The following is a 12,546-nucleotide window of genomic DNA, read 5'->3' on the forward strand; positions in this document are numbered from 1 at the left end:
GTCACTATATTACCTGCCATTTTATATCTGATTCAAAATAGTGTATAATAATAAGGTTAATGGAACTACTAGTGTTAGATTACTGCTGAAAGAAGGGAAGCCGATGAGACGAGAAATTTCCCCTGAAATGTTAAATTATAATAAATTTCCGGGGCCAAGTTTTGTGGTTTTTGATAATCATATTCAGTCTGATGGGATCAGTCTGGAATTGGTCGATAATTATCGGGAGGGTTTTAAGCTGGAGAATTTCCAGCAGCGTTTTTCGGAAATTTTGCTTAAATACGACTATATTCTCGGTGATTGGTCCAGTGATGAATTGCGCCTAAGGGGATTTTATAAGGATGATAGAGTTGTCAAAACGGATAGTAAAATTAGCCGTCTTGATGACTACCTGAAAGAGTATTGTAATTTTGGCTGCGCCTATTTCCTGCTGGCTAATCCTGAACCAAGAGAAGTGAAGTCTGATGAGGGAGATCGTCGTCGCCGCCGCGATAACCGCAAGCGTCGCTCTTCCCGCTCCCCAATTAATCCTAATGAGTCTTCTTTTAAGGTGAGAGATGATAATAGTCAGTCGCATCGTCATTTTAATAAAAGGGGAAGCAAAAAGAAGCAGGAAATAAACGATTCAAAAGAGGAAAACTACCATCAGCATTTCACGATTAGAAAGAAGGAAAATTGAATATGACTAAGGAAGGGATTGCCGTGAAGCCGTCAATTTACGGACTAACTCGAGATGAGTTGATTGATTGGGCTATGGCACACGGTGAGAAAAAATTTCGGGCCACTCAAATCTGGGACTGGCTCTATAAAAAACGCGTCCAATCATTTGAAGAAATGACTAATATTTCTAAGGAGTTCATCGCTGTTTTAGAAGAGAATTTTTGCTTTAATCCTCTTAAACAGCGCATCGTTCAAGAATCCGCCGATGGGACTATCAAATATCTTTTCGAGTTGCCGGATGGCATGCTGATTGAGACGGTACTTATGCGGCAGCACTATGGTTTATCTGTCTGTGTGACTACCCAAGTCGGCTGTAATATCGGCTGTACCTTTTGTGCCAGCGGTTTGATTAAAAAGCAGCGCGATCTTAACAATGGGGAAATTACTGCTCAGATTATGCTGGTGCAAAAATACTTGGATGACCGTGGTGAAGGCGATCGCGTCAGTCATGTTGTCGTTATGGGGATCGGTGAGCCGTTTGACAATTATGATAATGTTATTAGGTTCTTGCATACCATCAATGATGATAACGGCTTAGCCATCGGTGCTCGTCATATTACAGTATCGACATCAGGTTTGGCTCACAAGATTCGTGAGTTTGCTAATGAAGGTATTCAAGTCAATTTGGCTGTGTCTTTGCATGCTCCTAACAATGACTTACGTTCCAGTATCATGCGTATCAATCGGTCTTTCCCTTTAGAAAAGCTCTTTGATGCCATCGAATACTATATCAAGAAGACCAACCGTCGAGTGACCTTTGAATATATCATGCTCAATGAGGTCAATGATTCTCCTGAAAATGCGCAAGAACTGGCTGACTTAACCCAATCTATCCGCAAACTTTCCTATATCAACCTGATTCCTTATAACCCTGTATCTGAACATGATCAATACAGTCGCTCAACCAAGGACCGTGTGGATGCTTTCTATGATGTTCTTAAGAAAAATGGCGTCAACTGTGTGGTTCGTCAAGAGCATGGTACTGATATTGATGCGGCCTGTGGTCAACTTCGCTCTAATACGATGAAGCGCGATCGCCAAAAAGCAGTGGCAGGGGCTGCTAACTAATGACTAAAATTTTAGAACGGTTGTTTGATGGGGAGGCGGAAGTTACAGATTTAGGATATAAGCTTACTTGCTTCCTGTTGACAGGATACGGTCTCTGTCTGATCTATCTGTGTTTTGCTCCCCAGCCATTTGAAATGACTGGAGTTGAAACGCCTAATATCCATTACTTGGGTCGGGTTCCTGTCTTACTGGTACCCTTTAATTCTTTTATCAGTATTGGACAGCTAGATACTCTAAAGGAGCTTTTTTGGGTCATGGGGCAGAATTTCAGCAATCTCTTTTTACTGACTCCTGTCCTGCTGGGGCTTTTGGCACTGTTTAAAAGGTGGCGCCGCTGGCGTTTAGTCTTAGTGATGAGCTTTCTTATGAGTTTGTTCATCGAGTCTACTCAGATTCTCTTGGATCTGCTCTTTAATTTTAATCGGGTTTTTGAAATTGATGATCTTATCTTTAATACCTTAGGCGGATTAGTTGCTCTGTGGCTACTGCCTGTGTTACAATTTATAATTGTTAAGACATTGTCACATAAGAAGAAATAAACAGAGAGAGACTCAATCAGTAAATTGTGATGGAATCACGATTTTGATTTTCTTTGCTCTCCCATTTTAAGGCTCAGATCTCTACCACTTTCTTGTTTTTAGGTGGCAGGCTTTGGCAGTCTGGAAATATGATGAACAGAGTTCATGGTATTAGCTAACCTCCAACAAGTTTCCCTAGCTGTTGGAGCTATCACTTACGTGGTCGCGTTAAACAGTCCACTAAGGTAGCGCTTGAAAATGGGATTGAGCTCCACAAGATAAGGGTCGCCAATCAGCAGTGGTTCATTGGTACCAAAGCACCTAATGAACTGTTAGGGGTAAGACTTCTTAGCATAGCCAACACGTCTTACTCCCTCTACTGTATCAATTTAGTAAACTTAGAATATACTAATGAGTCTGGACTTTTGTCTCAGACTCTTGTTATGGCTAAAACTAAAAAAATGGACACTCTTTGAAAGTCACTAGAATTCTGTTAGTAAATGTGCCTTGCTCTTGGGGAGAAAGGCCACTTTTTAAGTTTTTAGCCTTAGTAAATTCACTGGATTTGGGACTGCACCCCCCATCTGAATTTCTTGACTTATACGGATGGACTTTACAACCATGTAAATCACCAGTGCAGTGCAAGTTAGTAAGTACTAAGCGACCAGGACTTTAACCCGAAGATTGCTAATTCTGGGTTGTTTATTTGATTTTTAAGAGATAGGGGGCTTTTAAACTCCCTTTTCCATTTTGAGAGAGGAATTAGAAGTGATTATAAAAAAACTTTGGTGGTTCTTTAAACTTGAGAAACGCCGCTATCTAATTGGAATTTTGTCATTGAGTTTAGTCAGTGTGCTTAATTTGATCCCACCTAAGGTGATGGGACAGGTTATTGATTCGATTGATGCTAAAGACTTAACCCTAACGAGCTTACTGACAAAATTAATTATTTTACTCCTAGCTGCCCTTGGTATGTATCTCTTACGATTAGTCTGGAGGGTTTATCTCTTGGGGACTTCCTATCGTTTGGGTAAAATTTTACGCAGTCGCCTGTTTGAGCATTTCACTAGAATGTCGCCTTCGTTTTTCCAGAAGTACCGTACTGGAGATCTAATGGCCCATGCGACTAATGATATTAATTCCCTGACGATGCTGGCAGGAGCTGGTGTTATGTCGGCTGTTGACGCCTCTATCACAGCTCTGGTAACACTTATTACCATGTTTTTTACTATTTCTTGGCAGATGACTCTGATTGCTATCATTCCTCTACCTTTAATGGCTTTTGCGACAAGCCGCCTGGGGCGTAAAAATCATGAATCGTTCAAGGGAGCACAGGCTGCTTTTTCTGATCTTAATAATAAGGTACAAGAGAGCGTGTCGGGGATCAAGGTAACCAAGTCCTTTGGTTATCAAGCGCAAGAATCTGATAGTTTTGCCAAAACCAATCAGGCAACTTTTGAGAAAAATCTCGTCAGCATGCGCTACAATAGCATGTTCACTCCGATTACGTTAATTTTTGTCGGTTCTAGCTATGTCCTAACTCTCCTAGTTGGTGCTTATTTGATTACAGCAGGTCTCGTGACAGTCGGTAGTTTAGTCACTTTCATTACTTACTTAGATATGTTGGTTTGGCCATTGCAAGCGATCGGCTTTCTCTTTAATATCAGTCAGCGTGGTAATGTCTCCTATGATCGCATTTCTGAGCTTTTAGCTCAAGAGAGCGATGTTATTGAGGCTAGGCAGCCCTTGGAAACTATTGAAAATGGTGCTATTAGCTACGATATTGATCGTTTTGATTATGAAGACGAGGAGAGTTTGGCCGATATTCATTTCACGCTTGAAAAAGGACAGACTCTGGGAATCGTCGGTCAGACTGGTTCTGGAAAAACGACCTTACTTAAGCTTTTGCTGCGTCAACATGATGTAACTTCTGGTATTATCAGCCTTAACGGTCATAATATTAAGGACTACCGTCTGTCTGACTTACGCAGTCTTATCGGTTATGTACCTCAGGATCAGTTTCTTTTTGCCATGACAATTTTAGAGAATATCCGTTTTTCCAACCCTGATTTAAGTATGGAGCAAGTTGAGATTGCTGCTAAACTAGCTCAGGTTTATGAGGATATTCAAGCCATGCCTGATGGTTTTGATACTTTAATCGGCGAAAAAGGTGTTTCGCTATCAGGTGGACAGAAGCAGCGGATTGCTATGGCTCGCGCTATGATTATGGAACCAGAAATCCTTATTTTGGATGATTCCCTGTCAGCTGTTGATGCTAAGACAGAATACACCATTATTGATAATCTTAAAGAAACGCGCCAGCAAAAAACAACTATCATTACGGCTCACCGCCTAAGTGCCGTTGTCCACAGTGATTTAATCCTAGTCATGAATAAGGGACGAATCATTGAACGCGGACGGCACGAAGAACTCTTGGAGCAAGGTGGTTGGTATGCCCAGACTTATGAATCACAGCAACTTGAAATGGAAGGAGAGCTTGATGGAAACTAAAGTAATGAGCCAGAAACTGGTATTTAAGCGACTCATGGCCTACCTGAAATCCTATAAGTGGTTAACTGCTTTTGCCTTGGCTTTCCTGCTTTTAACAACTATCGTGCAAACAGTAATTCCTCTAGTAGCACGTTATTTTATCGATCGTTATATTGAAAATGTCAATCAAGTAGCTCTGATGATCCTTTTGGGCTATTTTCTGCTTTATGTCTTGCAGATGATTTTCTCCTATGTAGGGAATTATCTCTTCTCCAAGGTGGCCTACAGTATTGTTCGGGATATTCGTCAGGACGCCTTTGACAATGTCCAGCATTTGGGCATGTCTTATTTCGATCAGACCCCAGCAGGATCCATTGTCTCTCGTTTGACCAATGATACTGAGGCTATTAGTCAGATGTTTTCAGGGATTTTATCTAGCTTTATTTCGGCTGTCTTCATTTTTGCGACAACCCTTTATACCATGATAGTCTTGGATATCCGTCTGACTGCCATTATTGTGTTCTTTTTGCCTTTTATCTTTATTTTAGTTGATCTCTACCGTAAAAAATCGGTCAGTGTTATTGAGGCAACCCGCAGCAAGCTGAGTGATATTAACACTAAGCTTTCTGAATCTATTGAAGGAATTCGGGTGATCCAAGCCTTTCGTCAGGAGGAGCGACTCAAAGAAGAGTTTGAAGAGATCAATCAGGATCACCTGCGTTATGCTAATCGCTCGGTACTCTTGGATAGTATTTTTCTACGGCCGGCTATGTCGCTTTTAAAGCTCCTAGGCTATGCTGTTTTGATGGCTTATTTTGGTTTGACTTGGCAAACGTTTGGAATCACAGCCGGACTTATGTACGCCTTTATCCAATATATCAATCGCCTTTTCGACCCGCTAATTTCAGTAACTCAGAATTTTTCAACTTTACAAACTTCCATGGTTTCGGCTGGTCGTGTTTTTATGCTGATTGATCGTGATGACTATGAACCAAAGCAACAGACACGGGATTTGAGAGTTGAAAACGGCGATATTGAATTTAAAAATGTTAGCTTTTCTTACGATGGCGAACGAAAAATTCTAGATAATATTAGTTTTAAGGTCAATAAGGGTGAAACAATCGCTTTTGTCGGTCCAACTGGCTCAGGAAAGTCCTCGATTATCAATGTTTTTATGCGTTTTTATGAATTTCAATCAGGTCAGGTCCTCTTGGATGGTCAGGATATTCGTAATTATTCGCAGGAAGAACTGCGCTCTGCTATTGGTTTAGTTTTACAGGATCCCTTTCTCTATCATGGAACAATCAAATCCAATATTCGTATGTATCAGGACATCAGTGATAAAGCGGTAGCAGAAGCAGCAGAATTTGTCGATGCAGCTGATTTTATTAAGCAGCTACCACAGGGCTACGATGAGCCAGTGACAGAGCGAGGATCAACTTTCTCGACTGGTCAACGTCAGCTTTTGGCTTTTGCACGAACGGTAGCCAGCCAGCCCAAGATTCTCATCCTTGATGAGGCTACGGCTAATATTGACTCAGAAACTGAGGAGGTTATCCAGACTTCTCTGAAAAAAATGCGCCAAGGCCGAACAACTATTGCCATCGCCCACCGTTTATCAACGATTCAGGATGCTAACTGTATCTATGTCTTAGATAAAGGGCGGATCATTGAAAGTGGGACACACGAGGAGCTCTTGGCTAAGCAAGGAACCTACTACCGTATGTACCAGCTCCAAGCCGGTATGCTTTAAACTACAAAATTAAACTGCCCATCCTTGATTTGATAGAAAATGAAGCAGCTAGACGAGCCTATTGCTTTGCCATCACTCTGTAAAAAGCATCTGTAAGAGATCGTGATTAGGTATAGCAATGTGCGTCTTTCTGTCCTTTGTTTTTCAAACTCATAGATTTATAAAAGGATAGTGCAGTTTCCTTGGTGAGTAAGAAACTAAACCAGACTCTATACTAAAAAAAGTAGAAGTTCAGATGGCGAGCTTCTACTTTTAATTTCAATTTTATTCTTCGGAAGGACATAGACTAGATAGATACGGATAGCCTGAGAGTAGGCCTTTGGCGCAGTACTGATGATGTTATTCAGAGAGCTATTTATTCATCAATTTTCTGATGCTGTTATAATTAGTCTTTTAAATTAATCTGTCCCAAGCACAAATATAAAGAGGTTGGAACATTACCAACCTCTTTTCTATAGGAGTATATATCACCTTAGTCTTCTGATCCTAATTTGCGCTTCGTTGTCAAACCGAGGCCGGCCAAGGCTAAAACGGCACCGACAGCAGTAAGGGCTGCTTGAGTAGACTCACCTGTGTTAGGAAGGCTATTGCTTTGCTTATCTTGAACAGAAGCACTACCTTTGCCATCTGTCTGAGCAGCATCGATCGTTACAGGTCGTGTACCAGCAGCCGTAGGAGCAGCTGCTTGAGTATTATTATTGCGGTTTCCATTATTGCCTGCTGCCGCCCCATTACCAGCACCGACTGGATCATTTCCGTTTGCTGGGTTATTCTGTTCAGTATTAGCACTATCATTACCAGTATTGGCATCATCGCTTGGATCAGATGTTTGGGCAACTGCTGAAGGATCCTTAGTCACATAGTGGAAAGTTGTTTTAGGCAAGAATTTTACCTGCTGCCCGTTGTAATTGAGAACATAGTTACCATTAGCGTCTGTTGTCGTAGTGAAACCATCCTCGTTTCGGATTTCACCATTGCTGCCGATTTCTAACATAGCGTAGAAAGCATCCTCACCAGCATTTGAGAGACCAAGAGCCATGCCCTCCCCGCTATTGGAAAGGATAGAAATGGCGTGTCCGAAAGATTCCATACCATCACCACTGGCAATATTAAAGTAGTCCGAGAACCAGCTTAATGCCAAGTAGTAGGCAGTCGCCTTGTCTGAACCTAAGTTTTGGCCTGCATCGTTCTTTTGAGCAATAGAGGCTAGTCCATCTTGGTGCCCGTTTTCAGAATAAGCAGTGACACCATCAGGGAAACCTAGATTGGTATCGTGGTCAATACCGTCAGTTTCAGATGCTTCTTCATCAGCACGCGCTTGTGCGTATGCCTTCATCAAATCGTTAGCTTCTGGTACTGGCACATTGATTCCGTTAAGTTGACGAAGTTGGGTCAAGTATTCATTCAGATACTTGGCGATGTTGTCCGCATTTGGTGTATAGGGCTGATTTGGATCAGCCACTTCGATATACTCATCAGCTGTACCATCGTAGTTAACATCCGTCACAGGGGCGGTTTTTGCTGTTGCAGTCAAAGTTTGGTCAAAGTCTACCGTACCGTATTCTTCTGTATTTTCTGGCTTAGTAGCAACCGAGTTAACGGACTGGGGCTGCGACGTTGAGTTAGCAGGAGCAGCTGCCTGCTGCTCAGCTTGTGGGGTTGCTTGGGCAGTATTGGCTGCTGTTGCAGAAGCATCAGCAACAGTGTTTGCAGCAGGTGCCGTGATCGTAACTGTTTCAGCTGGAGCTGATGATTCAGGGAGGACAGCAGCTACCGTGTCGGCTGCTGGAGCCGCAGCAGTATTAGCAGTATTGGCCGCAGTAGTTGATACCGGCTCGGTTTCAACCGTAATCTTTTCTTCCTTGTTGGCATCGGTCGCAGTAGTTTGTTGAGCTGCTGTATCAGTAGCCGCTGTCGCCTCGTCGGCTTGAACGGTCGTACCAACACCTACAGCGATAGTAGCAGTGGCAAGGATGGCTCCGCAGAGACCTGCGAATTTAGTTTTACGTTTGCTGAATGTATCTTTCTGCATAGTACTTCCTATCTAATAAAATTATTTGTTTTAACAGTGAGATATTTTATCACAGATTTAGGAATATGCAATATGCTATTCTAGGGCTAAAATACTTTTTTAGAGAAATAAGACAGATTATTTACTAGTAAAAAACCTTGATAGATTTCTGTTTAAAACAGTTGAGGAATTTCGAAAAGGTACTAGATTAAAAAAAGTTTCAAGTTTATTACAATTCATCTAAACTAATATTACCATTCTAAAACCCCTGCCTTAACAATGTTCTTGCCACTTCCTAATAGGTGTAGCAATAATCTTGTCTTTGCCGTGTTTTTTTCAGATTAATAGGATTATCAGATAATTCATATCAGTTACGCCTGTCATAAATTATCTGAAATAAATCTTGTAAACATGGATGGCCTATGTTATAATTTAGCCATATTTAAGGAAAGATTGAAAGTGATTTAAATAGGAGTAACCAAGTGAGGTTGGGGATTTGTTGGCAATATTTTTGCCATTTCCTATAATCCTCAATTGATAAGGCAAAAAAGAGGTTGGGCCCAAATTGGCCCAGCCTCCTTGTTTTGGTATAAACTTTTGGCGCAGTGGTTGAGACAAGACTTGTTGGCAACGTCAAGAAGTCTTACCCCTGCGCCGTTCATTTAGAGAGTGGAAATGCGAACCAAAATTTTTAATTTTTGGGCTGTTCCTGCTCCCTTTCTTTGTTCCTTCAAACATTATAGTTGGCAAATTAGGACTTAAAGCACTTATATTCCAGATCCTATTTGCAGGTAAATGTAGAGCAATCATTGTGCAGGCTTTATTCAGTATTGCCCTGTTTAAATTCTTTATCTTGTGCTGCAGTGAGGACCAGGTTGGTAGCGATAATTGAATATATCTGGTAGGATGTCCCAAACCTGTGCTTTTTTGGTATAATGGATAATGATTTTATAGAAAGAATAAAGTGAGAAGTAAGATGTCCAAGATAAAGATTGTTACAGATTCATCGATTACGATTGAACCTGAGTTGGTGGAGAGTTTAGGAATTACGGTAGTACCTCTGTCAGTCATGATTGATGGTGTTATTTATAGCGATAATGACTTAAAAGAAGAGGGGAAATTTCTCTCACTTATGCGTCAGAGTAAGGAGTTGCCCAAGACCAGTCAGCCCCCAGTCGGTGTCTTTGCTGATGTCTATGAAAAATTGGTGAGAGATGGTGCGGAGCACGTTGTTTCCATCCATATCACTCACAGCTTATCGGGAACGGTTGAAGCAGCTCGCCAGGGGGCTGCTATTGCAGGAGCTGATGTGACAGTGATTGATTCAACCTTTACGGATCAGTCCATGAAGCATCAAGTTGTTCAGGCTGCTATTCTGGCCGAGAAGGGAGCCAATCTTGCTGATGTTTTAGCCAAGGTTGAAGAGGTTCGTCAGAAGTCGGAACTCTTTATCGGTGTCTCTACGCTGGAGAATCTAGTCAAAGGGGGGCGTATTGGCCGTGTGTCCGGCATGCTATCTTCCCTTTTAAATATCCGTGTTGTGATGGAACTCAAGGATTCTGTCCTCAACCCAATTGTCAAAGGTCGAGGAAATAAGACCTTCGTTAAGTGGTTGGATAATTTTATTGAGCATGCTGAGACAAAAAAAGTAGCTGAGATCGGTATTTCATACTCTGGCGGTCCCGAATGGGCTCACAAGATGAAGGAAAGATTGCAAGAATTGGTGGAGAGCGATCGTATTTCTGTGATGGAAACTGGCTCGATTATTCAAACTCATACGGGTGAAGACGCCTTTGCAGTTATGGTGCGTTATGAATAAAAAACGATTATTAGCCCCGGCTTTCTTCCTATTTTGTCTAGTCGGTTTTGCTTTGGCTATTAATGTTCTTTTACCTAGAGCGGGTGGAGACCATGTTGCTTTTACCTTTAGAGTCGGTGCTGAAGGCAAGACCTTTAATTATTTAGCTCTAGGAGATTCTTTAACAGAAGGAGTTGGAGATACAACTGGTCAGGGTGGCTTTGTTCCCATTCTATCGCGGTCTCTTGAAAATGATTACGGTTATCAAGTGGCTTCCAATAATTATGGTGTTGCAGGCAATACCAGCCAGCAGGTTCTCAAGCGGATGCAAAACAAAAAGGATTTGCAAAAGGGTTTGCAAAAGGCTGATATGATGACGCTGACAGTCGGTGGAAATGATGTTATGGCTGTTCTTAGAAAAAATCTCAGCGCTGATCTAAAGGTAGACAGTTTCAAGAAACCAGCTCAAGAGTATCAGGGGCGCCTCCGTAAAATTGTTAAACTAGCCCGTCAGAGTAATCAGGAGCTTCCTATCTATATCGTAGGAATTTATAACCCATTCTATCTCAATTTTCCAGATATGACTGAGATGCAGACTGTCGTTGATAATTGGAATAACAGTACTCAAGCGGTAACAAAAGAGTATAAAAATGTCTATTTTGTCCCTGTTAATGACCTGCTTTATAAGGGAATCAATGGTGAGGAAGGGATTACTCAATCCTCAGATGGTGAATCTGGAGATGGCAGCAGTATTCAAAATGATGCTTTGTTTGAAAAGGATCATTTCCATCCCAATAACACGGGTTATCAAATAATGGCTGATGCTGTTTTGGAGAAGATAAATGAAACAAAAAGTAAATGGTAAAAGAAATTGGTGGCAGTGGGGCTTTCTTGCTCTGCTTGCTTTTAATCTGGCCTTGGTTGCTGTTCTAATATTGAGACTAGGCACTTTTGAAGAGTCGTCTAATCATGGAAATCAAGCGACTGTCAGTCAGTCTGATATCAAGATTGGAACATTTAGCTCATCGCGTGATGAGCTAAATGCCACGGTAGCCTCCTATTTGAAGCAGTATCAGACTAAAAAAAATAGCTATAGTTTTTCAGCGACTTCCAGTCATGTCGTCTTTGAGGGAACTTATACTCTTCTGGGATATCAAGTTCCGCTGCAAGTTTACTTCACTCCTGTTGTCCTAGAAAATGGCGGCATCCAGCTTGATGTCAGTTCTGTCTCAGCAGGAACCTTGTCGTTGCCAGTTTCTGAAGTGCTGAAATTTATAGCTTCCAGCTACGATCTACCAGATTTTGTTGAGGTAGATAGCAAGAAATCCGCTATCATCCTCAATCTTCCTAAGATGAAAAATAAAACAGGTGTCTATGTCAAAGCGACCGAGTTTAATTTAGTTAATGACAAGATTAGCTTTGATGTTTATAAGCGAAAGTAATTTTCGTGCTGATTTTAGGGAGATAAAGGCCAGTTCTGCGGGCGAATGATGACATTTTGTCATTTTGAACTCGTCTGGAAGATGAAATATTGTAAAAAAGGCCCAAATTAACGTTTTATACTTGACCTTGTAAGGAAATTTAGATATCATAGTCTCTGTTAAAGTCATAAGTGCATAGATTTATTGACTTAATAATATTTGGAGGATTAGTGAAATGGCTAATAAACAAGATTTGATTGCAAAGGTTGCTGAAGCAACAGAATTGACTAAGAAAGACTCAGCAGCAGCAGTTGATGCTGTATTCTCATCAATTGAAGGATTCCTTTCAAAAGGTGAAAAAGTTCAATTGATTGGTTTTGGTAACTTTGAAGTTCGTGAACGTGCAGCTCGTAAGGGTCGTAACCCACAAACTGGTGCTGAAATCAAAATTGCAGCTTCAAAAGTTCCAGCTTTCAAAGCTGGTAAAGCTCTTAAGGACGCTGTTAAATAAGAATCGTTTTGATAATGCAAAGGCTGGGAGTCATAATCTCCTAGCCTTTCTTAATTTAGAAGTGAATAAGATGGGAAAAACATTTTTAATTGCCTTACTGATTTTGCTGATATTTACCGCACTTAAATTTCTTGTATTTGGTGTCATGTTTAGAATCTTCAAGCCACAGGAAATGACGGAAGAAGAAAAGGCAGCTTTTGACCGTAAGATGGACGGCGAAGAAGAGAATGATGAGGTTGATTCTTTACTAAAATAG

At 41.2% G+C, this 12,546-nt stretch carries 11 protein-coding genes; 10 read left to right on the forward strand and 1 reads right to left on the reverse strand.

All coding sequences use genetic code 11. The features are described 5' to 3' along the window. Nucleotides 1-103: 103 nt before the first annotated feature. The 5 genes from AC4HAO_RS01565 (at nt 104) to AC4HAO_RS01585 (ending at nt 6,549) form a co-directional block, all read left to right on the forward strand. Nucleotides 104-679, forward strand: a complete 576-nt coding sequence (locus AC4HAO_RS01565; RefSeq protein WP_491134364.1) for a YutD family protein — start codon at nt 104-106, stop codon at nt 677-679. A 2-nt stretch (nt 680-681) separates the two neighbouring features. After that, the gene (gene rlmN / locus AC4HAO_RS01570) at nt 682-1,788 is read left to right on the forward strand and encodes a dual-specificity RNA methyltransferase RlmN (RefSeq protein ID WP_491092468.1); all 1,107 of its coding nucleotides are present in this window, start codon (nt 682-684) and stop codon (nt 1,786-1,788) included. Beyond that, a complete protein-coding gene (locus AC4HAO_RS01575) occupies nt 1,788-2,327 on the forward strand; it encodes a VanZ family protein (protein ID WP_491134365.1) in 540 nt (179 codons plus the stop codon). Before rlmN ends, AC4HAO_RS01575 begins: the two co-directional genes overlap by 1 nt. 747 nt (nt 2,328-3,074) lie before the next feature. Then, nucleotides 3,075-4,817 (forward strand): ABC transporter ATP-binding protein, encoded by a 1,743-nt coding sequence (locus AC4HAO_RS01580; RefSeq protein WP_491134366.1) that lies wholly within the window; start codon nt 3,075-3,077, stop codon nt 4,815-4,817. Beyond that, the gene (locus tag AC4HAO_RS01585; protein ID WP_491134367.1) at nt 4,807-6,549 is read left to right on the forward strand and encodes an ABC transporter ATP-binding protein; all 1,743 of its coding nucleotides are present in this window, start codon (nt 4,807-4,809) and stop codon (nt 6,547-6,549) included. Before AC4HAO_RS01580 ends, AC4HAO_RS01585 begins: the two co-directional genes overlap by 11 nt. 472 nt (nt 6,550-7,021) lie before the next feature. On the opposite strand, the gene AC4HAO_RS01590 is transcribed toward AC4HAO_RS01585, so the two are convergent. Further along, a complete protein-coding gene (locus AC4HAO_RS01590; protein ID WP_491134368.1) occupies nt 7,022-8,581 on the reverse strand; it encodes a putative cross-wall-targeting lipoprotein signal domain-containing protein in 1,560 nt (519 codons plus the stop codon). Nucleotides 8,582-9,536: 955 nt separating this feature from the next. Here AC4HAO_RS01590 and AC4HAO_RS01595 point away from each other — a divergent pair. The 5 genes from AC4HAO_RS01595 (at nt 9,537) to AC4HAO_RS01615 (ending at nt 12,546) form a co-directional block, all read left to right on the forward strand. Beyond that, nucleotides 9,537-10,379: a DegV family protein gene (locus tag AC4HAO_RS01595; RefSeq protein WP_491092463.1), complete on the forward strand. Its 843-nt coding sequence runs from the start codon at nt 9,537-9,539 to the stop codon at nt 10,377-10,379. Further along, nucleotides 10,372-11,223 (forward strand): SGNH/GDSL hydrolase family protein, encoded by an 852-nt coding sequence (locus tag AC4HAO_RS01600; RefSeq protein WP_491134369.1) that lies wholly within the window; start codon nt 10,372-10,374, stop codon nt 11,221-11,223. Before AC4HAO_RS01595 ends, AC4HAO_RS01600 begins: the two co-directional genes overlap by 8 nt. Beyond that, on the forward strand, nt 11,201-11,800 hold the full coding sequence (locus AC4HAO_RS01605; protein ID WP_491134370.1) for a YpmS family protein: 600 nt from the start codon (nt 11,201-11,203) through the stop codon (nt 11,798-11,800). Before AC4HAO_RS01600 ends, AC4HAO_RS01605 begins: the two co-directional genes overlap by 23 nt. Before the next feature lie 214 nt (nt 11,801-12,014). After that, nucleotides 12,015-12,290 (forward strand): HU family DNA-binding protein, encoded by a 276-nt coding sequence (locus AC4HAO_RS01610; protein ID WP_002962273.1) that lies wholly within the window; start codon nt 12,015-12,017, stop codon nt 12,288-12,290. A gap of 70 nt (nt 12,291-12,360) precedes the next feature. Next, on the forward strand, nt 12,361-12,546 hold the full coding sequence (locus tag AC4HAO_RS01615; RefSeq protein ID WP_491092460.1) for a hypothetical protein: 186 nt from the start codon (nt 12,361-12,363) through the stop codon (nt 12,544-12,546).

This window comes from Streptococcus sp. ELY_137, assembly GCF_058314515.1.

Excerpts from the sequence above, each read along its gene's own strand:
- AC4HAO_RS01575 (WP_491134365.1), top strand. The coding sequence starts at position 1,788 with ATGACTAAAATTTTAGAACGGTTGTTTGATGGGGAGGCGGAAGTTACA.
- AC4HAO_RS01595 (WP_491092463.1), top strand. The coding sequence starts at position 9,537 with ATGTCCAAGATAAAGATTGTTACAGATTCATCGATTACGATTGAACCT.
- AC4HAO_RS01610 (WP_002962273.1), top strand. The coding sequence starts at position 12,015 with ATGGCTAATAAACAAGATTTGATTGCAAAGGTTGCTGAAGCAACAGAA.
- AC4HAO_RS01565 (WP_491134364.1), top strand. The coding sequence starts at position 104 with ATGAGACGAGAAATTTCCCCTGAAATGTTAAATTATAATAAATTTCCG.
- rlmN (WP_491092468.1), top strand. The coding sequence starts at position 682 with ATGACTAAGGAAGGGATTGCCGTGAAGCCGTCAATTTACGGACTAACT.
- AC4HAO_RS01600 (WP_491134369.1), top strand. The coding sequence starts at position 10,372 with ATGAATAAAAAACGATTATTAGCCCCGGCTTTCTTCCTATTTTGTCTA.
- AC4HAO_RS01590 (WP_491134368.1), bottom strand. The coding sequence starts at position 8,581 with ATGCAGAAAGATACATTCAGCAAACGTAAAACTAAATTCGCAGGTCTC.
- AC4HAO_RS01615 (WP_491092460.1), top strand. The coding sequence starts at position 12,361 with ATGGGAAAAACATTTTTAATTGCCTTACTGATTTTGCTGATATTTACC.
- AC4HAO_RS01605 (WP_491134370.1), top strand. The coding sequence starts at position 11,201 with ATGAAACAAAAAGTAAATGGTAAAAGAAATTGGTGGCAGTGGGGCTTT.
- AC4HAO_RS01585 (WP_491134367.1), top strand. The coding sequence starts at position 4,807 with ATGGAAACTAAAGTAATGAGCCAGAAACTGGTATTTAAGCGACTCATG.